Here is a 23,645-nt window from a genome sequence, read left to right as displayed (position 1 = left end):
CGGTAGACTCGCAGTGTAGATAAGAATTGAGATTGGGCGATTAGCTCAGTTGGTAGAGCATCTCCTTTACACGGAGGGGGTCGGCGGTTCGAGCCCGTCATCGCCCACCATTTCGGGTCGTTAGCTCAGTTGGTAGAGCAGTTGACTTTTAATCAATTGGTCGCAGGTTCGAATCCTGCACGACCCACCAATGTAAAAAAGCGCCCTAAAGGCGCTTTTTTGCTATCTGCGATATAAAAATGTGAACCTGCCGCATTTTCCTCAAGCTAATCCCGTCGGTGCCGATACCTCTGTTTTATAACGCGAGGAAAAAGTATGACGACCATTCAGGCTTCAACCCAACAGATTCAAACCAGCGGCGCGAGTGGCTCTTCGAGCAGTAACGATGTCTCTGCGCAAATCACCCGCATTCTCGACAAGATCAAAAAGCTGACCCAGCAGTTAAAAGAGCTGGCAAACAGCCCCGGCAGTGCAGATGAGAAGAAGAAGCAGCAGGAACTGATTCAGACCCAGATCAAAGTGCTGCAGGCGCAGCTCGCCGCACTGCAGCGCCAGCAGGCCGAAGAAGCTCAGAAGAAGCAGGATCAAAAACTGGGCAAAGTAGAAGGCGTGAATAGCCCGTCAGACACTAATCAGATTGATATCTACATCTAATCGTCTGATGCGTTAAACAGTGGATCGCGTATGCGGGCCTCGGTTAATCGTTGTGCCTGGATACGCACCACTTCCCAGATGGCCTGCGCCGCACCCGAGAGCGAACGATTTTTTCGCCGCACCAGCATCAGCTTTCGTTCGACAACGGGCGTCAGCCGCCTCACCGCCAGCTGGCTTCCCTGCGGCAGGGGAAGCGCCAGAGCGGGCAACACGCTGATGCCAATTCCGGCTTCCACCATCGGAAACAGCGTGGCCGGATGACCAATCTCCTGCACGATCGTTGCCTTAACGCCCTGATTCACCAGCGCGGAATCAATCAGCGGGCGGCTGCCTGAGGCATAATCCTGTAAAACCAGGTTCGCCCCCTGCAGGGACTGCCAGCTGACCTCGAGCAACGCTGCCAGCGGGTCGTCGTCACGACAGAGCAGTAAAAAAGGTTCAGAAAGAACGCTTTCGCATTCCAGATCGCTCACCTGGCCAGGATCGATCACAATACCAAAATCCACATCCCCCTGGCGGATGCTCTCCAGCACCCACTGCTGCGGTCTGTCATGCAGGACAAAATCAATATCAGGATAGCGATGGTTACCCTCAGCAATACATTGCGGGATAAGGTGCGCGGATATCGTCTGGCTGGCCGCAACCCGCACGGTGCCCGACAGCTGCTGCCCCAGCCTCCCCACGTCTCTGAGCGTGCTGTTCAGCTCATCAAGCAGCCGTTCAAGACGCAGGGCCAGCTGCTGCCCGGCTTCGGTCAGGACCACTTCGCGAGTGGTGCGGTCAAGCAATCTAACGCCGGTCTGGTTTTCCAGCTCCTTCACGCTGTGGCTGACCGCCGACTGGCTCAGGCCGATCATTTCACCTGCCCGGCTAAAGCTGCGGGCATGGGCGACGGTGACGAAAATGCGAAGCTGGCGTAGGGAATAATTCATCTGTTTAATTCATGAATGGATGCAATAAATCAATTTTATTTCTCAAATGGAAAAAAGCACAATAGCGACATCTGTTTTCAGGAGTCATTATGAAACTATTTCGTATTCTTGATCCGTTTACACTTACCCTGGTGGCCACCGTTTTACTGGCCTCGTTCTTCCCTGCTCGCGGCGGTTTCGTCCCTCTTTTTGAGGGACTGACGACAGCCGCCATCGCGCTGCTGTTCTTTATGCACGGCGCAAAGCTCTCCCGCGAAGCGATTATCGCTGGCGGTAGCCACTGGCGACTGCACCTCTGGGTGATGTGCAGCACGTTTATTCTGTTCCCGATCCTCGGGGTGCTGTTTGCCTGGTGGGCACCGGTTAACGTCGATCCGGCGCTCTACACCGGTTTCCTGTATCTCTGTATTCTCCCGGCCACCGTGCAGTCTGCCATTGCCTTTACCTCTCTTGCCGGAGGGAACGTTGCAGCCGCGGTCTGCTCCGCTTCGGCATCCAGCCTGTTAGGGATATTCGTCTCCCCGCTGCTGGTGGGCCTGCTGATGAACATGCACGGCGCGGAAGGTAACCTTGAGCAAGTCGGCAAAATCTGCCTGCAGCTGCTGCTGCCGTTTGTCCTGGGCCATCTCTCGCGTCCGTGGACCGGGGCGTTCGTGGCGAAGCATAAGAAATGGATCTCCAAAACCGACCAGTCGTCGATTCTGCTGGTGGTCTATTCCGCCTTCAGCGAAGCGGTCGTAAACGGGATCTGGCATAAGGTGGGCGCAGGCTCGCTGCTGTTTATCGTGGTGGTCAGCCTCGTTCTGCTGGCAATTGTCATTGCGGTGAACGTTTTTGTGGCGCGCAAATGCGGCTTCAGCAAAGCCGATGAGATCACTATCGTCTTCTGCGGCTCCAAAAAGAGCCTGGCGAACGGCATCCCGATGGCGAACATTCTGTTCCCCACCTCGGTGATCGGGATGATGGTGCTGCCGCTGATGATTTTCCATCAGATCCAGCTGATGGTCTGCGCGGTGCTGGCGCGTCGCTACAAGCGCCAGACGGAAAAGCTGGCGCAGGAAGAGACCCGCGCCGCGAAGGCTTAAGGACGCTTCAGGGGCTGCACCAGCTGGGTCAGCCCCTCGGTTTTGATCAGTAACGTGATAGCCATCAGCTCGCCCAGACGCCCGGCGGGGAATTCGTCCTTGCGGGCGAACCACAGCAGGTACTCCTCCGGCAAATCGATCAGCCTGCGGCCCTTATATTTACCGAACGGCATTTCCGTATTGGCGATCTCAACGAGCTGCTCTTTCTCCACGTTACTCTCCTAACAGGCGCATCATTTCCGCTTCGTCGATAACCTCAATGCCGAGCTCCTGGGCTTTCGCCAGCTTCGAACCCGCAGCTTCGCCGGCAATCACCAGGTCGGTTTTCTTCGACACGCTGCCCGCCACTTTGGCCCCCAGCGCCACCAGACGCGCTTTTGCATCGTCGCGTGAAAGCTGGCTAAGGCTACCGGTTAGCACCACGGTTTTACCGGCAAATGGGCTATCAATTTCTTCGGCGTTGACCACCACCGGCGCAGGCCATTTAATGCCCTCTTCCAGCAGCTTGCCGATGACCTCGCGGTTGCTCTCTTCGGCAAAGAAGTTAAAGACGTGCGTGGCGACGACGATGCCGACGTCCGGCACTTTCTGCAGCTCGTCGATGCTTGCCTTTTCCAGCGCCTCCAGCGTACCAAAGTACGCGGCTAAACCTGCCGCCGTCGCTTCGCCGACTTCACGAATGCCCAGCGCGTACAGGAAGCGGGCGAAGGTCGTCTCTTTCGCTGCTTCCAGCGCGTTAACCACGTTCTGGGCTGACTTCGGCCCCATGCGATCCAGACCGGTCAGTTTGCCCGCCGTGAGCCTGAACAGATCCGCTGGCGTATGGACATACTCTTTCTCAACCAGCTGATCGATAATCTTGTCGCCCATGCCGTCAACGTCCATTGCGCGACGGGAAACAAAGTGCTTAAGCGACTCTTTACGCTGCGCGCCGCAGATCAGGCCGCCCGTACAGCGGGCCACCGCTTCGCCTTCCACACGCTCTACGTCAGAGCCGCATACCGGGCAGTGGGTCGGGAAAACGACCTCGCGCGTATCATCAGGACGTTCTGACTCAACAACGTTCACCACCTGCGGGATAACATCGCCCGCGCGGCGAATCACCACTTTGTCACCGATGCGCAGGCCGAGGCGTTCGATTTCATCGGCGTTGTGCAGCGTAGCGTTACTCACCAGCACGCCTGCGACCTGCACCGGCTCCAGTCGAGCGACCGGGGTAATAGCGCCCGTACGGCCCACCTGAAACTCCACGTCGCGGACAAAGGTCATCTGCTCCTGGGCAGGGAATTTAAACGCCACCGCCCAGCGCGGTGCACGCGCCACAAAGCCCAGCTGCTCCTGCAGCGCCAGCGAATTGACCTTGATGACAACGCCATCGATATCAAAGCCGAGCGTCGGACGGTCCTCTTCCACTTTGTGGTAGAACGCCAGCACCGCTTCCGGCGAGTCGCAGAGCTGAACGCGGTTGCTCACCGGCAGGCCCCAGGCTTTAAACTGCAGCAGACGCCCGAGGTGCGTATCCGGTAACTCACCACCTTCCAGAATACCGACGCCGTAGCAGAAGAAAGTAAGCGGTCGCTTCGCGGTGATGCGCGGGTCAAGCTGGCGCAGAGAGCCTGCCGCCGCGTTACGCGGGTTAGCAAACACTTTCCCGCCGGTGCGACGCGCCTCTTCGTTAATTTTCTCGAATCCCGCCTGCGGCAGGAACACCTCGCCGCGCACTTCCAGACGCGCGGGAATGTTGTCTCCCTGCAGCTTCAGCGGGATCGCGCGGATGGTTCGCACGTTGGTGGTGATGTCTTCACCCGTCGTACCGTCGCCACGCGTGGCGGCACGCACCAGCACGCCGTTTTCATAGAGAAGACTGACCGCCAGGCCGTCGAGCTTCAGCTCGCAGCACCAGGTGAGGGAATCGCTGCTTTTCAGACGGTCCTGCACGCGCTTGTTAAACGCGAGGAAGCTCTCTTCATCAAAGACGTTGTCCAGCGACAGCATCGGCACTTCGTGACGCACCTGGCTGAAAGCCCCCAGCGGCTCGGCGCCGACGCGCTGGGTCGGAGAATCTGGCGTAATCAGTTCCGGGTGCTGCGCCTCCAGCTCGCGCAGCTCGCGCATCAGCCGGTCATACTCCGCATCCGGCACTTCCGGTGCGTCCATAACATGATAGAGATATTCATGATGGCGAAGCGTGGTTCGCAGTTCAGTGAGTTGTTGTTCGATTGAGTCCATATCGCACCATCAATGAGAAAAAACCCCCGACAGGCGGGGGTTGAGGAGGAGTTGAAGTAAACGCGACAATTACGCGTTGGCTTCCTTTACTTCGCGGATGCGGTCCTGATACTCGCGCAGCTTCTGCGGGGTCATCATTCGACGCTGATCGTCGAGCACCACACCACCCACTTCATCAGCGATGTGCTGAGCGGACTGCAGCATCAGCTTGAAGTTTTGCAGCTCGTCGCCGTAGGACGGCACCTGCATAAAGATAGTGACACCTGGCGTCACGAAATCACCGGTCATTTCCGGGTCAAAGGTGCCTGGGTTGACCATATTGGCCAGGCTAAACAGCGCCGGACCACTACCGTCAGGGCTCAGGTGGCGATGGAAAATATTCATATCGCCAAACTTGAAGCCTGCCTGTTGAATACTGTTGAGCAACACGTCACCGTTGAGATGGCTGCCGTGATGCGCGGCCACGTTCATGATGATCACCGCTTCCTTACGCTGCGGCTTTTCAACAACCGGTTCAGGCTCGGCGACCGGCTCTGGCTCAACGTGCGGAGCCGGAGCGGGCTGCGGCGCAGGCTGTACATGAACAGGCTGCTGCGGCTGCTGAGCAGGTTGCTGTTGCACGGGCTGCTGCACAGGTTGCTGTTGAACCGGCTGTGGCGCAGCGGGCTGCTGTTGGACAGGCGGTTGCGGCGGCTGACGTACAGGTTCTTCCACTGGCTGCGGCGCTGGCTGGCGCGGCTGGGCAGAGGCATACGGCGGTTGATACTGGTGCTGCGGAGCGCGGGGGGCTTCATGCTCCCCATGAGCCGCGCCGGGCGCAGTATTGACCCGATGAACACGAACTTCACCCACGCCGTCGTCGTCGCTACCGGTGATGTCATCTTCAGTGTCATCATCATCACGACTGGACTTCATGCGCTTCAGTGGGCGATCGCGAAACATCGAGGAACGCTCTTTACGGCTGGTCCAGAAACCATGTACCAGTAAAGCGATTATGGCGATCGCGCCAACAATGATTAATATCAGACGCAAATCCTGCATCATTATATTCTCTGTTGTTCTAACACCTTGCCACCACGGCAAACATTTACTCACTAAGAGTATTTGCCGTTTACGTCAAGTGCAAGTGTGTGCAGAGCATTCACAGCATAAAGATGAAGGAAATCGTGCTTTTTGCTGGTTTTTCGAACATTTCCGAACTGGTCATTGGTTCGTAAGTGGATAATATAGGCGGGCAATTCCACTGGTTGTGTAAAAAGGAGTACAGCCTGACTATGGTTTCAACATCTTCTTCCCCCACGCGCAGCGGCGTCTGGTATTTTTCTCAGGGCTGGAAACTGGTCTCCCTGCCGGGGATTCGACGCTTCGTCATTCTGCCGCTGTTGATCAACATTATTCTGATGGGCGGCGCGTTCTGGTGGCTGTTCACAAAGCTGGAGAGCTGGATCCCGTCGCTGATGAGCCATGTGCCAGACTGGCTGCAGTGGCTTAACTACCTGCTATGGCCGGTGGCGGTGATTTCCGTGCTGCTGGTGTTTGGCTACTTCTTCTCAACGATTGCAAACTGGATAGCCGCACCGTTTAACGGTTTGCTGGCGGAACAGCTGGAAGCGCGCCTTACCGGTGCAACACCGCCGGACACCGGCATATGGGGGATCATGAAAGATCTCCCTCGCATTATGAAGCGCGAGTGGCAGAAGTTTGCCTGGTACCTGCCCCGCGCGATTGTGCTGCTTATCCTCTATTTTGTGCCCGGCATTGGCCAGACGGTGGCACCGGTGCTGTGGTTCCTCTTCAGCGCCTGGATGCTGGCCATCCAGTACTGCGACTATCCGTTTGATAACCACAAGGTGCCGTTTAAAGAGATGCGCACCGCCCTGCGCAGCCAGAAGGTTGCCAATATGCAGTTTGGGGCGCTGACCAGCCTGTTTACCCTGATTCCAGTCCTGAATCTGTTCATCATGCCGGTTGCCGTTTGCGGCGCAACGGCAATGTGGGTGGACTGCTACCGTGCTAAGCACGCGTTATGGAAATAATGCAAAAATGTGTAAAACAGGGGTGGCTTATGCCGCCCCTTATTCCATACTGATCCCCATTATTTCCTTGCAGTATATAGATATGCGAATTCCTTACTTCCCCCTACCTGCTTAGCAGGTATGCTGGGTTGGTATCCCAATTTCATACAGTTAAGGACAGGCCATGAGTAAGATTTATGAAGACAACTCGCTGACTATCGGTCATACGCCCCTGGTTCGACTGAACCGTATCGGTAATGGACGCATCCTGGCGAAGGTCGAATCACGTAACCCGAGCTTCAGCGTAAAATGCCGTATCGGTGCAAACATGATTTGGGATGCTGAAAAACGTGGCGTACTGAAACCTGGCGTTGAGCTGGTAGAACCGACCAGCGGCAATACCGGGATCGCACTGGCCTATGTTGCTGCCGCGCGCGGCTACAAGCTCACGCTGACCATGCCTGAAACCATGAGCATCGAGCGTCGTAAGCTGCTGAAAGCGCTGGGCGCGAACCTGGTGCTGACCGAAGGCGCGAAGGGCATGAAGGGTGCCATTCAGAAAGCCGAAGAGATTGTGGCCAGCGATCCGGCGAAATACCTGCTGCTGCAGCAGTTCAGCAACCCGGCTAACCCGGAAATTCACGAGAAGACCACCGGCCCGGAAATCTGGGAAGATACCGACGGCCAGGTTGACGTCTTTATCTCCGGCGTGGGTACCGGCGGTACGCTGACCGGCGTGTCACGCTATATTAAAGGCACAAAGGGTAAAAATGACCTGATTACCGTTGCCGTTGAGCCGACTGACTCACCGGTTATCACCCAGGCGCTGGCGGGGGAAGAGCTGAAGCCCGGCCCGCATAAAATTCAGGGGATTGGCGCTGGCTTCATTCCGGGTAACCTGGATCTGAAGCTGATCGATAAAGTCGTTGCCATCACGAACGAAGAAGCCATCTCTACCGCGCGTCGTCTGATGGATGAAGAAGGCATTCTGGCGGGTATCTCTTCCGGTGCGGCCGTTGCGGCAGCGCTCAAACTTCAGGAAGATGAAGCCTTTACCAATAAGAATATTGTGGTTATCCTTCCTTCCTCGGGTGAGCGTTACTTGAGCACCGCGCTGTTTGCCGATCTGTTCACGGAAAAAGAGCTGCAACAGTAGTGCCAGTATGTTAATAACGCGTAAAAAAGCACCTTTTCGGGTGCTTTTTTGTGACCTGCTTCAGACTTTTGCCCCTCCTGGCATTGCTTCACCCCGATGTGTCTGGTATTTAAACCAGCAATTATTTTGAAGCGTGAAATTAATCAGTGAACGAAATACCCTTGCTGAATCGATTTTATGATTTGGTTCAAGTCTTCCTTTCGCTGCATAATGTTTAATGACGATTGAAACGTCAGCGCTAACAATACAGGCTAAAGTTAAGCCGCCAGGCTAGACTTTAGTTCCACAACACTAAACCTATAAGTTGGGGAAATACAATGTTCCAGCAAGAAGTTACCATTACCGCTCCGAACGGTCTGCACACCCGCCCTGCTGCTCAGTTTGTTAAAGAAGCGAAAGGCTTCACTTCTGAAATCACTGTAACTTCCAACGGCAAAAGCGCTAGCGCAAAAAGCCTGTTCAAACTGCAGACTCTGGGCCTGACTCAGGGCACCGTTGTTACCATCTCTGCTGAAGGTGAAGACGAGCAGAAAGCAGTTGAGCATCTGGTTAAACTGATGGCTGAGCTCGAGTAAGTTTCCGGGTTCTTTTAAATATCAGTCACAAGTAAGGTAGGGTTATGATTTCAGGCATTTTAGCATCCCCGGGTATCGCTTTCGGCAAAGCACTGCTGCTGAAAGAAGACGAGATCGTCATCGACCGGAAAAAAATTTCTGCCGACAAGGTTGATCAGGAAGTTGAACGTTTTCTGAGCGGTCGTGCCAAGGCATCTGCGCAACTGGAAGCGATCAAAACTAAAGCTGGCGAAACTTTCGGTGAAGAAAAAGAAGCCATCTTCGAAGGGCATATCATGCTGCTCGAAGATGAGGAGCTGGAGCAGGAAATCATAGCCCTGATTAAAGATAAAGGCATGACGGCCGACGCGGCTGCGCATGAAGTTATCGAAGGTCAGGCAACTGCCCTGGAAGAGCTGGATGATGAATACCTGAAAGAGCGTGCGGCTGACGTACGTGACATCGGTAAGCGCCTGCTGCGCAACATCCTGGGCCTGGCCATTATCGACCTGAGCGCGATTCAGGATGAAGTGATCCTGGTTGCCGCTGACCTCACCCCGTCTGAAACCGCACAGCTGAACCTGAAAAAGGTTCTCGGTTTCATCACCGACGCGGGTGGCCGTACCTCCCACACCTCAATCATGGCGCGTTCTCTGGAACTGCCTGCCATCGTGGGCACCGGTAGCGTCACCTCTCAGGTGAAAAACGGCGACTATCTGATTCTGGATGCCGTAAACAATCTGGTTTACGTCAACCCAACTAACGAAGAGATCGAAAAACTGCGCGCGGTTCAGGAGCAGGTTGCGACTGAAAAAGCGGAACTCGCTAAGCTGAAAGACCTGCCAGCCATCACCCTGGACGGCCATCAGGTAGAAGTGTGCGCAAACATCGGTACCGTACGCGACGTTGATGGCGCTGAGCGCAACGGTGCGGAAGGTGTTGGTCTCTATCGTACAGAATTCCTGTTCATGGACCGCGACGCGCTGCCTACGGAAGAAGAGCAGTTTGCTGCGTATAAAGCCGTCGCAGAAGCGTGTGGCTCACAGGCGGTTATCGTCCGTACCATGGACATCGGTGGCGACAAAGAGCTGCCGTACATGAACTTCCCGAAAGAAGAGAACCCGTTCCTGGGCTGGCGTGCCGTGCGTATCGCGATGGATCGTAAAGAGATCCTGCGTGACCAGGTTCGCGCTATCCTGCGTGCCTCCGCTTTCGGTAAGCTGCGCATCATGTTCCCGATGATCATCTCTGTTGAAGAAGTGCGTGCACTGAAGAAAGAGATTGAAATCTACAAACAGGAACTGCGCGACGAAGGTAAAGCATTTGACGAGTCAATTGAGATCGGCGTGATGGTGGAAACACCAGCAGCGGCGACCATTGCGCGTCATTTAGCCAAAGAAGTTGATTTCTTTAGTATCGGTACCAATGATTTAACGCAGTACACCCTGGCAGTTGACCGTGGTAATGATATGATTTCACATCTCTACCAGCCAATGTCACCGTCCGTACTGAACTTGATCAAGCAAGTTATTGATGCTTCTCATGCAGAAGGTAAATGGACTGGCATGTGTGGTGAGCTTGCAGGCGACGAACGTGCTACACTTCTGTTGCTGGGTATGGGTCTGGACGAATTCTCTATGAGCGCCATTTCCATCCCGCGCATTAAGAAGATTATCCGTAACACGAACTTCGAAGATGCGAAGGTGTTAGCAGAGCAGGCTCTTGCTCAACCGACAACGGACGAGTTAATGACGCTGGTTAACAAGTTCATTGAAGAAAAAACAATCTGCTAATCCACGAGATGCGGCCCAAATTACTGCTTAGGAGAAGATCATGGGTTTGTTCGATAAACTGAAATCTCTGGTTTCTGATGATAAGAAAGACTCCGGAACTATTGAGATTGTTGCTCCGCTCTCCGGCGAGATCGTCAACATCGAAGACGTGCCGGATGTAGTGTTTGCTGAGAAAATCGTTGGTGATGGCATTGCTATCAAACCAACTGGCAACAAAATGGTTGCTCCAGTTGACGGCACCATCGGTAAAATTTTTGAAACCAACCATGCGTTCTCTATCGAATCTGATAGCGGTATCGAACTGTTCGTTCACTTCGGTATCGACACCGTTGAACTGAAAGGCGAAGGCTTCAAGCGTATCGCGGAAGAAGGCCAGCGTGTTAAAGTTGGCGACCCGGTGATTGAATTCGATCTGCCACTGCTGGAAGAAAAAGCCAAGTCTACCCTGACGCCGGTTGTTATCTCCAACATGGACGAAATCAAAGAACTGATCAAACTGTCTGGCAGCGTCACCGTGGGCGAAACCCCGGTTATCCGCATCAAGAAGTAATTCTTGCCGCACAGAAAAATGGCGCCTTCGGGCGCCATTTTTGTTTATGCAGGGAGGATAAGCTCGTCGTAGCCTTTCGACTGGGTATAAAGCATCACGTCAGTCACCCGATCGCCGGCCATGCGAATGGCGTCGGCAACGGTTTTCCCCTCAACAATTCCGCTCACCAGTTCTGAACAGAACAGATCCCCCGTCCCTTTCAGATCGGTTTCTACGCGCGGATGCGCGCTGACGGTCACGCCCTCACGCGTCACCAGCACCACGTGGATGTTTTGCGGGTCATCGGCCACCGGCGCGCTGGTGATCGCCACCCATTTCAGAGTGTCAGAAAGCAACCCCTGCGCGGCGGCAATAGCGCTTTCCGGCGTCCGGCACGGCTTACCGCTTAACACTTCCAGTTCATAGACGTTTGGCGTAATCCCCTGCGCCAGCGGCAGCAGGTGTTCCCGGTACGCTTCCGGGATATCCGGCTTCACGTACATTCCGCTGTCGATATCGCCGATAACCGGGTCGACCAGCACCAGCAGGTCAGGATGCTGCGCTTTGACCGCCCTCAGCCACTGCGCCAGCAGCGCGATCTGGCTGGCGCTGCCCATATAGCCGGTAGTGACCGCTTTAAGCTCGCGCAGGATCTCGCGCTCTTCCAGCGCCTTCAGGTAGCCGCTGAACCACTCGTCGGGGATCACCCCGCCGTAGAAGGTGTCGTAGTGCGGCGTGTTGCTAAACAGCACCGTCGGCACGGCGGTCACGTTCAGCCGGTGGGTACGAATATTTGGCACAGCAATGCTGTTCCCCACGCTGCCGTAAACCACCTGCGACTGCACCGCGACAATGTCGGTTTGCTGCGCCCGGGTGTTATCCCGGAATAGAATCATCTCCATGACGCTTAAATCCCCGCCCCCTGCGAATAACTCTCTTCACCAAAGACGCCGGTAGACAAATAGCGATCGCCGCGATCGCAGATAATCGCCACCACGACCGCACCGGGATTTGCCTGCGCCACGCGCAACGCCCCCGCTACCGCGCCCCCCGAGCTGACCCCGCAGAAGATGCCTTCACGCACGGCCAGTTCACGCATGGTATTCTCCGCCTCGCGCTGATGAATATCCAGCACCCGATCCACCAGCTGCGCATTAAAGATGCCCGGCATATACTCCGCAGGCCAGCGGCGAATGCCCGGAATACTGCTCCCCTCTTCCGGCTGCAGACCAACAATGGTGACCGGTTTCTCCTGCTCGCGCAAAAAACGCGACACGCCGGTAATGGTGCCGGTGGTGCCCATGCTGGAGACAAAATGGGTGATGCGCCCGCCGGTTTGCTGCCAGATTTCCGGCCCGGTGGTGGTGTAGTGCGCGTACGGGTTGTCCGGGTTATTGAACTGATCGAGCAGTTTACCTTCGCCGCGCTCGGCCATCGCTAACGCTAAGTCGCGCGCCCCTTCCATCCCCTGCTCTTTGGTCACCAGAATCAGCTCGGCCCCGTAGGCGCGCATCGCGGCGCGGCGCTCCTGGCTCATGTTGTCCGGCATCAGCAGCTTCATGCGGTAGCCTTTCAGCGCCGCAATCATTGCCAGCGCGATACCGGTGTTGCCGCTGGTGGCTTCAATCAGCACATCGCCTGGCTTAATTTCACCGCGTTTCTCGGCCTGGACAATCATCGACAGCGCCGCACGGTCTTTCACCGACCCTGCCGGGTTGTTGCCTTCGAGTTTGACCCAGATTTCGCTGCCGTTGGCACATCCCATGCGCTGAAGTTTGACCAGAGGGGTGTTGCCGATGGTGTGTTCGAGTGTATTCACGATTTTTACTCAATAAAAAGCCCGGTAAGCATCACGCCACCGGGCGAAAAACATACTCAATAACCTATCAGGCTGACTCCGCCAGAGCAATATCCTCGCGCGTCTCAATGCGCTCCTTACCGTGATAGATGCGCGCATGCTGCAGCCCGACAAACAGGCGCTCACCCCGGTGCGGCGGGACGTCGTCGCGCATGACCACGGTCAGCGGCTCGGTATACCAGCCCAGCGGCTGTACCACCAATTGGGTGTAGTGTCCTTTAGGGCTAGCTTCCAGCACCTGCACCGGCAGCGGGGAATCCAGGCTGGTGCGGCGGCTGACGTCCACTTCCCACGGGCGCAGGAACAGATCGACCGGCCCCTGATGCGCGGAGGTGTAGCCCAGCGGCCAGCGGTGCGCGCCGACGTGGAACTGTCCACCGCGAATGGTGCCCTGCAGGCGGTTCACCTCGCCCATAAACTCCAGCACGAAGCGGGTCGCCGGCTCGCGCCAGAGCTGTTCCGGCTCGTCAACCTGCTCAATGTTACCCTGGCTCATGACCACCACGCGATCCGCGACTTCCATCGCCTCTTCCTGATCGTGGGTCACGAAGACGCTGGTGAATTTCAGCTCTTCATGCAGCTGGCGCAGCCAGCGACGCAGCTCTTTGCGCACCTGCGCATCCAGTGCGCCGAAGGGTTCATCCAGCAGCAGTATTTGCGGCTCAACGGCCAGCGCGCGCGCCAGCGCCACGCGCTGCTTCTGCCCGCCGGAAAGCTGCGCCGGGAAACGGTCCGCCAGATGCGCCAACTGCACCATCTCCAGCAGTTTGGTTACTTTCGCCTTAATGGTTGCTGCATCCGGGCGTTCACGACGCGGCAGCACCGTCAGGCCAAAGGCGATATTGTCGAAAACGGTCATGTGGCGGAACAGCGCATAATGCTGGAAGACAAAGCCGACTTTACGATCGCGGGCGTGCAGGCGGCTCACGTCGGTGCCGTGGAAGCGGATGTGCCCGCTGGTCTGGTGCTCAAGCCCGGCGATGATCCGCAGCAGCGTGGTTTTACCCGAGCCAGACGGCCCCAGCAGCGCCACCATTTGTCCGGAAGGGATATCCAGTGAGATATCATTCAGCACCTGGGTGCGACCAAAAGACTTCTTAATATTGGCAATCTCAATGCTCATGATTTCCCTCCTGATGCTGACGTTTTTCCTGATTCTCTAAACGCCACTGCACCACACTCTTCAAAAACAGGGTCAAAATCGCCATCAGCGTCAGCAACGCTGCGGCAGTAAAGGAACCGACGGTGTTGTAGTCCTGTTCCAGTAATTCAATCTGTAGCGGCAGTGACAGCGTTTCACCGCGAATCGAGCCGGATACCACCGACACCGCACCAAACTCACCGATGGCGCGGGCGTTGGTCAGCACCACGCCGTAAAGCAGCGCCCAGCGGATGTTCGGCAGCGTCACGCGGCGGAACATCTGCCAGCCGGATGCGCCAAGCAGCACCGCCGCTTCGTCTTCGTTGCTCCCCTGGCTTAACATCACCGGCACCAGCTCACGTACCACAAATGGGCAGGTCACGAAGATCGTCACCAGCACCATGCCCGGCCAGGCGAACATGATCTGCAGGTTATGTTCATCCAGCCAGCCGCCCAGCGGGCCGTTGGAGCCGTAAAAGAGCAGGTAAACCAGACCGGCAACAACAGGCGACACGGCAAACGGAATATCCAGCAGGGTCAGCAGCAGCTGACGTCCCGGGAAGTTAAAGCGCGTCACCAGCCAGGCCAGCAGCGTACCGAAGACCAGGTTCACCGGCACGGTGATCAGCGCAATCAGCACCGTCAGCCAGATGGCGTGCAGCATGTCCGGGTTCGCCAGGTTCTCCAGCGCGGGCATCAGCCCCTTGCTGAACGCCTGGACGAAGATATAAAACGTCGGCACGACGAGAATGAGGGCGGACACCAGCACGCCCACGCCAATCAGAAACCATTTACCCCAGTTGATGCGGGGCGCATCGTATCGCTTCAATTGCGTAACTTCCGCCATCAGTGACCTACCACACGTCGACCAAAGCGACTTTGCAGAGTGTTTATCGAATACAGCAGCAGCAGCGAGGCCGCCAGGATCACCGAGGCAATCGCGCTCGCCGCCGGATAATCAAACTCCTGCAGGCGGATGAAAATCATCAGCGAGGTGACTTCCGTTTTCCAGGCGATGTTCCCGGCGATAAAAATCACCGCGCCAAACTCACCCAGGCTGCGGGTAAAGGACAGCGCGACGCCCGCCATCAGCGCCGGAGAGAGCTCCGGCAGAACCACTTTGCGGAAGCTCTGCCAGCGCGTGGCGCCCAGCGTTTCCGCCGCTTCTTCGTATTCCGGACCCAGCTCTTCCAGTACCGGCTGCACGGTACGCACCACAAACGGGATACTGGTAAAGGCCATCGCCACCGCGATCCCGAGCCAGGTATAGGTCACCTTGATGTCAAATTTCGCCAGCCACTCGCCGTACAGCCCGTTCACGGAGAAGAGCGACGCGAGGGTTAAGCCCGCAACCGCCGTCGGCAGCGCAAACGGCAGATCCATCAGGGCATCAAGCAGCGTACGGCCCGGGAAGCGATAGCGGGTTAAGATCCACGCCATCAGCAGGCCAAACACGCCGTTAAAAATGGAGGCAACAAACGCCGACAGCAGCGTCACCTTATAGGCCGCCACCACCTGCGGGTTGGTGACTACGTCCCAGTACTGCGCCCAGCTCATCTGAGCAAGCTGCATCACCAGCGCGCTGAGCGGCAACAGCAGGATCAGGCAGACGAACAGCAGGCTGGTCCCGAGGCTTAAGGTAAAGCCCGGCAGCACGCGTTTAGTCGAGACTGCAAACATTACTTACGCCCCGCCGCCAGCAGTTTGTCTAACTCACCGCCGCTGGCAAAGTGCGTTTTCATCACCTCAGGCCAGGAGCCGAAATGATCTTCCACGCGGAACAGTGCGGTCTGCGGGAATTTATCTTTCAGCTTGTTCATCACGTCCGGATTGTTCACGCGGTAGTAGTAGTCGGTAATGATGGTCTGCGCCTGCGGGCTGTACAGGTAATTGAGATAGGCTTTTGCCGCTTTCTCGGTGCCGTTCGCCTGCACGTTTTTATCCACCCACGCCACCGGGAACTCGGCCAGGATGTTGGTTTTCGGAATAACCACCTCGAAGCCCTGCGCTTCGTACTGCTTGCGAATATTGTTCACTTCGGATTCAAAGCTGATCAGCACGTCGCCCAGACCACGCTCGGCGAAGGTCGTGGTCGCGCCGCGGCCGCCGGTATCAAACACTTCGACGTTTTTCAGGAACTGGGTCATGAACTGCTCGGTCTTCGCTTTATCCTTACCGTCAGCCTTGTCTGCCGCGCCCCACGCGGCTAAATAGGTGTAGCGCGCGTTACCTGAGGTTTTTGGGTTCGGGAAAATCAGCTTCACGTCGGAACGCACCAGGTCGCTCCAGTCGTGGATGTTCTTCGGGTTGCCCTTACGCACCAGGAAGCCCATGGTGGAGTAGAACGGCGAGCTATTGTTTGGCAAGCGGCTCTGCCAGTCAGCCGGGAGCAGCTTGCCCTTGTCGTGCAGGATCTGCACGTCAGTCACCTGGTTGTAGGTCACGACATCTGCTTTCAGCCCCTGCAAGATCGCCAGCGCCTGCTTGGATGAACCGGCGTGGGACTGCTTGATGGTCAGCTTATCGCCATTGTTTTCTTTCGCCCACTGCTGCTCGAACGGTGGGTTAAGGGCGGCAAACAGCTCGCGGGAGACATCATACGAGCTGTTCAGCAGCTCGGTCGCCTGCGCCTGGGCCACCAGCAGTAAACCTGCCAGCGCCAGAGTTCCTTTTTTCAGTACAGTAACGGCCATTGCGCACCCTTATAAATGTGATGACTATCTTATAGTCATAATATTTATAACGGGGATGAAAGGAGTAACGGTTTTATATACCGTTTGGTGATTTACAAGCAGAAAAGGGAATAAGGGTGCGGGGAAAATTGCCGGGTGGCGCTAACGCTTACCCGGCCTACGTATGGGGAGCGTTTTACAGCGCCAGCAGGCGCTCAACGGACGGCGCAAAATAGTAGCCGCCGGTGACCGGGCGGGTGAAGCGCAGCATGGCGTCGCGCTTGCCGTCAGTGTCACCGAACATGCTCAGCAGCTGCTGCTCAATATTGTGCAACCGCGCGCAGTAGGCGCAGAAGTAGAGGCCGTGCGTGCCGCTTGCCGTGCCGTACGGCAGGCTCTGACGAACAATTTTGAGCCCCTTGCCGTCTTCCTTAAGGTCAACGCGGGACAGGTGCGAGGTCACCGGGCGCGCATCGCCGTCGATCTCTTCGTTGGCTTCTTTGGTGCGGCCAATCATCATCTCCTGGTCGTGCACGCTCATGCGGTTAAGCTGCTTGAGGTTGTGCTCCCAGCGCTGAACGAACACGTAGCTGCCGCCCGCGTCCACGCCGTCTTTGATGACCGCCACGTCGCGACGAACCTCTTCACCCGCAGGGTTTTCGGTGCCGTCAACGAAGCCGCTCAGATCGCGCTCTTCCACCCAGCGGAAGCCGTGAACCTCTTCCTGCACGTCGATGCTGTCGCCAAACGCTTCAACCGCCGCCTGAGCAACGGAGAAGTTCACGTCGTGGCGCAGAGAGAGGATGTGGATCAGCACGTCGTATTGGGTGGCTGGCGCCAGGCCTTTGCCGTAAGGGATAAAGTCCTTCAGCTCTTCCGCGCCTTCGCCGCCGCTCAGCTGACGCCAGACGTTATTGCCGAAAGCGACAACGGCACCCAGATGGGCGTCCGGGAATTTGGCCTGGAAGGTGGCCAGTTTATCAACGAAAACTTTGCTGGCCGCGCGCAGGGCATCCACGTCCCCTTTAACATTGGCTTCAATCCAAATCGCCGCGCGGCAATGTTCTGGCAAAATGCCACTCTGAACCTGAGACATCGCTCCTCCTGAAATAAAGATGCCACGTCAGCGTGGCATTGATGGCGGCTATTATACCCGGATTTCAGCGAGGCGGTTTGTTCAGGCGCAAATTACTGCTTCCAGAGTATTTTGCTCACTTTCCAGCTCTTCAGCGTGTCGTCAGAGGGCATCAATCCTTCCGGACCGCTCCAGGTTCCGGTGAAGACATAGCTGATGTGCTGGCTGCCTTCCGCCTTACATTCCACCGCCACGCCATCGTCTGAAGGGGCGCTGCTGCAGTTGCCAAAGGCCTGTTTATAAAGATCGCTAAATGGGGTGCCCACCTTTACGCCGCTGGCGGTCGGAATATCTTCGTCCAGCACGGCAATGCGGTTCACCGTCCCTTTATCACCGTTAATCACCAGCGCCAGCTTGTCACCCTTTAGCGCTTCAAAGTAACGCACAATGTTGCCATTCTCGGTTTTCATCCCGCTACGCAGGCGATAGTCACTGCTCAGGGCATCCTGAATGGCGTCCTGATCGAGCGCCGTTGACGCGGTAATTTTTCCCACGCCCTGCTCGGTCACTTCGGTGGAAGAGCCAAACCAGTTCCACGGATACGCGGCGGACCAGTTAATGGAGGAGAGCGTCGAACAGCCGGTTAACGCCAGCGGGAGAGCGCATAAAAGTAAACGCAGCGATTTCATTGAAACGTCCTTTCTAATTAAATCAACGCTTGTTGGAGTGCGGCATCGGCAAAAAGTGCCGCGCTAATCTGACTCATGCGTAAAACAGGCGCGTAAGCGGGGATTCGTCAGCAGCCACATCAGCGCCACAATATCCGCCACCACCAGCGCGATGCCGATACCGGAAAGCGGTTCACCCAGCCACCAGAGCACGGGTTGCCAGAACAGCAGCGCGATCTGGGCGAGGATCAGCAGCCAGCGAAGCGCACGCCACAGACGCGGGATTACATGCCGTCGACCGCTGCACAAAAAAGCCACCACCGCCGGTACGCCCGGCAGTAAGCCGAGCCAGAAGGCATCATGGTCGGGATAAAAGAGATTCAGCAGCGTATCGCCCTGCCCGCGCGACGCACCGGCCATCACAAACAGTACCCAGGTACGGGCCTGGAGGAGCAAAACGCACCAGAACAAAAACGGCAGCCTGACGCGGCCCTGCGCGTCATAGTCAGCCGGGTGGATCTCAGTACTCTTCATCTTCGATCAGGCGCTTACCCAGCGTCAGCACGTCGGCGTGCTCGTAGCCCAGACGCTCATACATGCCCAGCACCACGTCGTTATCTTCCCGCACCATGATCTGGATTTTTGGGCAGCCGCGGGCGATGAGTTTCTTTTCCAGACGATTGAGCAGCGCGTTGGCGATGCCGCGCGCCCGGTATTCCGGGTGGACGCCCAGATAATAGGCCGAGCCGCGGTGGCCGTCATACCCACCCATTACCGTCCCGACCACCTCGCCGTTCACTTCCGCGACCAGAAACAGGCTAACGTCGTGATTCACCTTACGTTCGATATCCATTTCCGGATCGTTCCACGGACGCAGCAGATCGCAGCGCTCCCAAAGGGTGATCACCTCTTCGAAATCTTCCTGGCGAAAAACGCGTATCTCCATGGTATTAACCGCCTTTTCGGGTTTAAAAACAGTGATTATGGCGTGAACGGGGCGTTTAGCCAATAACCGGGGAAAATCTCGCCAAAATTTGGCATAATGTCACTTTGTCACGTATTGAAATGAAAAGTAAAACAATTCTCAATAAGGACTGTCGTAACGGGAAACACGATACGATATAACACCAGGACCCCATTTTTCAGTATTCAGGCCGCATGAGCACATTCAAACCATTAAAAGCACTCACATCGCGTCGTCAGGTTCTCAAAGCGGGGCTGGCGGCCTTAACGTTAACGGGCATCGCTAAGCAGGCTCAGGCAAAAGACGAGAGCACGCTCAAAACCAGTAACGGACACAGCAAACCGAAAACCAAAAAGCCGGGCGCAAAGCGTCTGGTGATGCTCGATCCGGGCCACGGCGGAATCGACACCGGTGCCATTGGCCGAAACGGTTCGAAAGAAAAACACGTCGTGCTGGCAATTGCAAAAAATGTGCGATCGATTTTACGCAGCAACGGCATTGACGCCCGCCTGACGCGTACGGGCGACACGTTTATTCCGCTGTATGACCGCGTCGAGATCGCCCATAAGCACGGCGCGGATCTGTTTATGTCGATCCACGCGGATGGCTTCACAAACCCTTCCGCCGCGGGCGCGTCGGTGTTTGCCCTCTCCAACCGCGGCGCCAGTAGCGCCATGGCGAAATACCTTTCCGATCGCGAAAACCGGGCGGATGAAGTGGCCGGGAAGAAGGCCACGGATAAAGATCATCTCTTGCAGCAGGTGCTGTTCGATCTCGTGCAAACGGACACCATCAAAAACAGCCTGACGCTCGGCTCGCATATCCTCAAGCGGATTAAGCCGGTGCACCGTCTGCACAGTAAAAGCACCGAACAGGCGGCGTTTGTGGTGCTGAAGTCACCGTCTATCCCGTCCGTGCTGGTGGAAACGTCCTTTATTACCAATCCGGAAGAAGAGCGCCTGCTCGGCACCACGGCGTTTCGCCAGAAGATCGCCAACGCCATCGCCTCCGGCATTATCAGTTACTTCAACTGGTTCGATAACCAGAAAGCGCACTCCAGGAAACGCTGATGAAACCTAATGCACAGCTGGTCAAAACGTTCCTGCTGCAGCTGCAGGATGAGATTTGCCGGAAACTGGCCGCCGCAGACGGCGGTGAATTCCAGGAAGATAGCTGGCAGCGCGAAGCGGGCGGCGGCGGGCGCAGCCGCGTGCTGCGTAACGGCGGCATCTTCGAACAGGCGGGCGTGAATTTTTCCCACGTTCACGGCGACGCCATGCCCGCGTCCGCTACCGCGCACCGCCCTGAGCTGGCGGGCCGCAGCTTCGAAGCGATGGGCGTCTCGCTGGTAATCCACCCGCATAACCCGTTTGTTCCGACCAGCCACGCCAACGTGCGCTTTTTCATCGCGGAGAAGCCAGGAGCCGATCCGGTCTGGTGGTTTGGCGGCGGTTTCGACATGACGCCCTACTACGGCTTCGAAGAGGATGCCGTGCACTGGCACACCACCGCGCGGGACCTTTGCCTGCCGTTTGGCGAGGACGTTTACCCGAAATATAAAAAGTGGTGCGACGATTATTTTTACCTGAAGCACCGCGACGAGCAGCGCGGCATCGGCGGGCTGTTCTTTGACGATCTCAACACGCCGGATTTTGATACGGCATTTAGCTTTATGCGCGCGGTGGGTGAAGGGTTCACCGATGCGTACCTGCCGATTGTCGAACGCCGTAAAAACACCGACTACGGCGTGCGCGAGCGTGAGTTCCAGCTTTATCGTCGCGGGCGGTACGTGGAGTTCAACCTGGTGTGGGATCGCGGGACGCTGTTCGGCCTGCAGACCGGCGGACGCACGGAGTCGATTCTGATGTCGATGCCGCCGCTGGTGCGCTGGGAGTACAGCTACGAGCCAAAAGAAGGCAGCCCGGAGGCTGCCTTGAGTGAGTTCCTTAAAGTACGCGACTGGATTTAACTGCCGGATGGCGCTGCGCTTATCCGGCCTACTCAATCCCCAGGTCGGGTAAGCACACGCGCCCTTACAGCGGCTGCGTCTGCGCCTCAACCACCGCCAGCGCCACCATATTCACGATACGGCGCACGGAGGCAATCGGCGTTAACACATGCACCGGCTTCGCCACGCCCATCAGCACCGGTCCTACGGTCACCCCTTCAGAGCTGGAGACGCGCAGCAGGTTGTAGCTGATACGCGCCGCTTCCACGTTCGGCATAATCAGAATGTTCGCCGATCCCTTCAGCGGGCTGTCCGGCATACGTTCGTTGCGGATGCTCTCCACCAGCGCGGCATCACCGTGCATTTCCCCGTCAATCATCAGCTCCGGCGCACGCTCGCGCACCAGTTCCAGAGTCTGGCGCATTTTGCACGCCGCCGCGGATTTAGACGAACCAAAGTTTGAATGCGACAGCAGCGCCACTTTCGGCTCAATACCAAAGCGACGCACGGTCTCGGCGGCCATCACGGTGATCTCCGCCAGTTCGTCCGGGGTTGGATCGTCGTTCACGTAGGTATCGGCAATAAAGGTGTTGCCGCTCGGCAGCAGCAGCGCGTTCATCGCCCCGGCGGTATGGACGCCGTCGCGATAGCCGAAGATCTCCTGCACCACGCTGAAATGCTCGTGGTAATCGCCGATGGTGCCGCAGATCAGCGCATCTGCCTCGCCGCGATGGACCATGATCGCGCCGATGACCGTAGTATTGCTGATCACCGCCCGCTGCGCCTGTTCCTGGGTGATCCCGCGACGCTTCATGATCGCGTAATATTCGTTCCAGTACTCCTTGAAGCGCGGATCGGATTCGTTGTTAACGATCTCGAAGTCGACGCCCGGCTTAATCTGCAGGCCCAGCTTCTGAATGCGCATCTCGATCACGCTCGGACGACCAATCAGGATCGGCTTCGCCAGCCCTAAGGTGATCAGCTCCTGGGTGGCGTGCAGCACGCGCGCCTCTTCCCCTTCCGCCAGCACCACGCGCTTCGCGTCTGCGCGAGCCTGAGAGAAGATCGGCTTCATAAACAGGTTAGTTTTGTAGACGAACTCGGTGAGCTTATCGACGTACGCGTCGAAATCCTGAATCGGACGCGTCGCCACGCCGGAGTCCATCGCCGCTTTGGCAACGGCTGGCGCAATTTTGACAATCAGGCGCGGATCGAACGGTTTTGGAATGATGTAGTCCGGGCCAAAGCTCAGATCCTGATCCCCGTACGCGGAGGCGACCACTTCGCTCTGCTCAGCGTGCGCCAGCTCGGCGATGGCGTGAACGGCGGCAAGCTTCATCTCTTCGTTGATCGCCGTCGCGCCAACGTCCAGCGCCCCGCGGAAGATGAACGGGAAGCAGAGCACGTTGTTCACCTGGTTCGGGTAGTCCGAACGGCCGGTACAGATAATGGCGTCTTCGCGCACCGCTTTCGCCAGCGGCGGCAGGATTTCCGGTTCCGGGTTCGCCAGCGCCAGGATCATCGGCGCGCGCGCCATTTTCTGCACCATTTCCTGGGTCAGCACTTTCGGGCCTGAACAGCCGAGGAAGATATCCGCGCCGTCAATCACGTCCTCAAGCGTGCGCTTGCCGTCGTCTTCAACCGCGTAGGCCGCTTTGGTTTCCGCCATGTTCGGCTCGCGGTCTTTGTAGATAACGCCCTTAGAGTCGCAGACCACGATATTGTGTTTCTGCATGCCCAACGCCACCAGCAGGTTCATACAGGCGATGGCCGCCGCGCCCGCACCGGAGACCACCATGCGAACGTCGGAGAGATTTTTCTCCACCACGCGCAGGCCGTTGAGAATGGCAGCGGTACTGATAATCGCCGTGCCGTGCTGGTCGTCATGGAACACGGGAATGTTCATACGCTCGCGCAACTTCTGCTCGATATAGAAACATTCCGGCGCTTTGATGTCTTCCAGGTTGATCCCGCCGAAGGTCGGCTCCAGCGCGGCCACCACGTTGATGAACTTATCGGGATCGAGTTCGTCCACTTCGATATCGAACACGTCGATACCGGCGAATTTCTTGAACAGTACGCCCTTCCCTTCCATCACCGGTTTACCGGCCAGGGCACCAATATTGCCCAGGCCCAGCACCGCCGTACCGTTAGAGATAACAGCGACAAGGTTACCGCGCGCGGTGTATTTGTAGGCCGCCAGCGGATCTTTTTCGATCTCCAGACACGGCGCAGCCACGCCCGGCGAGTAGGCCAGCGCCAGATCGCGCTGGGTCGCCAGCGGCTTGGTTGGGGAGACCTGAATTTTACCGGGGACAGGGAACTCGTGAAAATCGAGGGCACTCTGTTTTAACTGATCGTCCATCTTGTTA

The 23,645-nt window shown here is 57.0% G+C and carries 24 protein-coding genes and 2 tRNA genes; 11 read left to right on the top strand and 15 right to left on the bottom strand.

Translation table 11 applies throughout. The features are described from left to right. Positions 1-34 precede the first annotated feature (34 nt). The 3 genes from IM291_RS07035 to IM291_RS07025 all read left to right on the top strand — a co-directional run bounded on the left by IM291_RS07035 (position 35) and on the right by IM291_RS07025 (position 654). A tRNA-Val gene (locus IM291_RS07035) sits at positions 35-110 on the top strand. A 4-nt stretch (positions 111-114) separates the two neighbouring features. After that, a tRNA-Lys gene (locus IM291_RS07030) sits at positions 115-190 on the top strand. A 125-nt stretch (positions 191-315) separates the two neighbouring features. Next, a complete protein-coding gene (locus IM291_RS07025) occupies positions 316-654 on the top strand; it encodes a FlxA-like family protein (RefSeq protein WP_192971232.1) in 339 nt (112 codons plus the stop codon). Here the strand turns inward: IM291_RS07025 and IM291_RS07020 are convergent. Beyond that, positions 651-1,586: a LysR family transcriptional regulator gene (locus IM291_RS07020; RefSeq protein WP_192971231.1), complete on the bottom strand. Its 936-nt coding sequence runs from the start codon at positions 1,584-1,586 to the stop codon at positions 651-653. The genes IM291_RS07025 and IM291_RS07020 overlap by 4 nt on opposite strands. Before the next feature lie 89 nt (positions 1,587-1,675). Between IM291_RS07020 and IM291_RS07015 the strand changes: the two genes are divergently transcribed. Further along, entirely contained in the window at positions 1,676-2,671 is a 996-nt protein-coding gene (locus IM291_RS07015; RefSeq protein WP_192971230.1) for a bile acid:sodium symporter family protein, read from the top strand. Here the strand turns inward: IM291_RS07015 and IM291_RS07010 are convergent. The 3 genes from IM291_RS07010 to zipA all read right to left on the bottom strand — a co-directional run bounded on the left by IM291_RS07010 (position 2,668) and on the right by zipA (position 5,944). After that, complete coding sequence (locus IM291_RS07010) at positions 2,668-2,883, bottom strand: DUF3820 family protein (protein WP_003861328.1); 216 nt, start codon at positions 2,881-2,883, stop codon at positions 2,668-2,670. The two genes, IM291_RS07015 and IM291_RS07010, sit on opposite strands and share 4 nt — an antisense overlap. 1 nt (position 2,884) lies before the next feature. Further along, a complete protein-coding gene (gene ligA, locus IM291_RS07005) occupies positions 2,885-4,900 on the bottom strand; it encodes an NAD-dependent DNA ligase LigA (protein ID WP_028013993.1) in 2,016 nt (671 codons plus the stop codon). 69 nt (positions 4,901-4,969) lie between these two features. Then, positions 4,970-5,944 (bottom strand): cell division protein ZipA, encoded by a 975-nt coding sequence (zipA, locus tag IM291_RS07000; protein ID WP_048999323.1) that lies wholly within the window; start codon positions 5,942-5,944, stop codon positions 4,970-4,972. Between the two features lie 230 nt (positions 5,945-6,174). Here zipA and cysZ point away from each other — a divergent pair, with 230 nt between their 5' ends. The 5 genes from cysZ to crr all read left to right on the top strand — a co-directional run bounded on the left by cysZ (position 6,175) and on the right by crr (position 10,968). After that, positions 6,175-6,936, top strand: coding sequence for a sulfate transporter CysZ (cysZ, locus tag IM291_RS06995; RefSeq protein WP_192971229.1), 762 nt, complete (start codon positions 6,175-6,177; stop codon positions 6,934-6,936). Between the two features lie 163 nt (positions 6,937-7,099). Next, the gene (cysK, locus tag IM291_RS06990; protein ID WP_192971228.1) at positions 7,100-8,071 is read left to right on the top strand and encodes a cysteine synthase A; all 972 of its coding nucleotides are present in this window, start codon (positions 7,100-7,102) and stop codon (positions 8,069-8,071) included. A gap of 317 nt (positions 8,072-8,388) precedes the next feature. Beyond that, a complete protein-coding gene (gene ptsH / locus IM291_RS06985) occupies positions 8,389-8,646 on the top strand; it encodes a phosphocarrier protein Hpr (RefSeq protein ID WP_000487600.1) in 258 nt (85 codons plus the stop codon). A gap of 44 nt (positions 8,647-8,690) precedes the next feature. Next, positions 8,691-10,418, top strand: coding sequence for a phosphoenolpyruvate-protein phosphotransferase PtsI (gene ptsI, locus IM291_RS06980; protein ID WP_008501604.1), 1,728 nt, complete (start codon positions 8,691-8,693; stop codon positions 10,416-10,418). A gap of 40 nt (positions 10,419-10,458) precedes the next feature. Further along, entirely contained in the window at positions 10,459-10,968 is a 510-nt protein-coding gene (gene crr / locus IM291_RS06975) for a PTS glucose transporter subunit IIA (protein WP_003861316.1), read from the top strand. 44 nt (positions 10,969-11,012) lie between these two features. Here the strand turns inward: crr and pdxK are convergent, their stop codons facing one another. The 10 genes from pdxK to IM291_RS06925 all read right to left on the bottom strand — a co-directional run bounded on the left by pdxK (position 11,013) and on the right by IM291_RS06925 (position 19,307). Next, the gene (pdxK, locus tag IM291_RS06970) at positions 11,013-11,849 is read right to left on the bottom strand and encodes a pyridoxine/pyridoxal/pyridoxamine kinase (RefSeq protein WP_028013997.1); all 837 of its coding nucleotides are present in this window, start codon (positions 11,847-11,849) and stop codon (positions 11,013-11,015) included. A gap of 5 nt (positions 11,850-11,854) precedes the next feature. Next, positions 11,855-12,766, bottom strand: a complete 912-nt coding sequence (gene cysM, locus IM291_RS06965; RefSeq protein WP_028013998.1) for a cysteine synthase CysM — start codon at positions 12,764-12,766, stop codon at positions 11,855-11,857. A gap of 67 nt (positions 12,767-12,833) precedes the next feature. Further along, on the bottom strand, positions 12,834-13,928 hold the full coding sequence (gene cysA, locus IM291_RS06960; protein ID WP_008501607.1) for a sulfate/thiosulfate ABC transporter ATP-binding protein CysA: 1,095 nt from the start codon (positions 13,926-13,928) through the stop codon (positions 12,834-12,836). Then, complete coding sequence (gene cysW, locus IM291_RS06955; RefSeq protein ID WP_192971227.1) at positions 13,918-14,793, bottom strand: sulfate/thiosulfate ABC transporter permease CysW; 876 nt, start codon at positions 14,791-14,793, stop codon at positions 13,918-13,920. The genes cysA and cysW overlap by 11 nt, the downstream gene beginning before the upstream one ends. Next, complete coding sequence (gene cysT, locus IM291_RS06950) at positions 14,793-15,626, bottom strand: sulfate/thiosulfate ABC transporter permease CysT (RefSeq protein WP_004123378.1); 834 nt, start codon at positions 15,624-15,626, stop codon at positions 14,793-14,795. The genes cysW and cysT overlap by 1 nt, the downstream gene beginning before the upstream one ends. Continuing rightward, a complete protein-coding gene (locus IM291_RS06945; RefSeq protein WP_048959906.1) occupies positions 15,626-16,639 on the bottom strand; it encodes a sulfate ABC transporter substrate-binding protein in 1,014 nt (337 codons plus the stop codon). The genes cysT and IM291_RS06945 overlap by 1 nt, the downstream gene beginning before the upstream one ends. Before the next feature lie 175 nt (positions 16,640-16,814). Further along, positions 16,815-17,714 (bottom strand): Dyp-type peroxidase, encoded by a 900-nt coding sequence (locus tag IM291_RS06940; protein WP_047368060.1) that lies wholly within the window; start codon positions 17,712-17,714, stop codon positions 16,815-16,817. Positions 17,715-17,806: 92 nt separating this feature from the next. Then, the gene (locus tag IM291_RS06935; RefSeq protein ID WP_048957147.1) at positions 17,807-18,382 is read right to left on the bottom strand and encodes an RpoE-regulated lipoprotein; all 576 of its coding nucleotides are present in this window, start codon (positions 18,380-18,382) and stop codon (positions 17,807-17,809) included. 63 nt (positions 18,383-18,445) lie between these two features. Beyond that, positions 18,446-18,895, bottom strand: coding sequence for a DUF2919 domain-containing protein (locus tag IM291_RS06930; RefSeq protein ID WP_192971226.1), 450 nt, complete (start codon positions 18,893-18,895; stop codon positions 18,446-18,448). Beyond that, a complete protein-coding gene (locus IM291_RS06925; RefSeq protein ID WP_003861292.1) occupies positions 18,882-19,307 on the bottom strand; it encodes a GNAT family acetyltransferase in 426 nt (141 codons plus the stop codon). Before IM291_RS06925 ends, IM291_RS06930 begins: the two co-directional genes overlap by 14 nt. 212 nt (positions 19,308-19,519) lie before the next feature. Here IM291_RS06925 and amiA point away from each other — a divergent pair, with 212 nt between their 5' ends. Next, on the top strand, positions 19,520-20,395 hold the full coding sequence (gene amiA, locus IM291_RS06920) for an N-acetylmuramoyl-L-alanine amidase AmiA (RefSeq protein ID WP_028014006.1): 876 nt from the start codon (positions 19,520-19,522) through the stop codon (positions 20,393-20,395). Further along, positions 20,395-21,294 carry an oxygen-dependent coproporphyrinogen oxidase gene (gene hemF, locus IM291_RS06915; protein ID WP_047368064.1) on the top strand — a complete coding sequence of 300 codons (900 nt, stop codon included), beginning with the start codon at positions 20,395-20,397 and terminating at the stop codon, positions 21,292-21,294. Before amiA ends, hemF begins: the two co-directional genes overlap by 1 nt. A 64-nt stretch (positions 21,295-21,358) precedes the next feature. On the opposite strand, the gene maeB is transcribed toward hemF, so the two are convergent. Then, on the bottom strand, positions 21,359-23,638 hold the full coding sequence (gene maeB, locus IM291_RS06910) for an NADP-dependent oxaloacetate-decarboxylating malate dehydrogenase (protein ID WP_028014008.1): 2,280 nt from the start codon (positions 23,636-23,638) through the stop codon (positions 21,359-21,361). Between the last annotated feature and the right edge of the window lie 7 nt (positions 23,639-23,645).

This window comes from Enterobacter cloacae complex sp. P27C, assembly GCF_014895705.1.
GTDB lineage: Bacteria > Pseudomonadota > Gammaproteobacteria > Enterobacterales > Enterobacteriaceae > Enterobacter > Enterobacter bugandensis.
The sequence above is the reverse complement of the archived record's forward strand: the minus strand, read 5'-3'. Positions and strand labels throughout refer to the sequence as shown.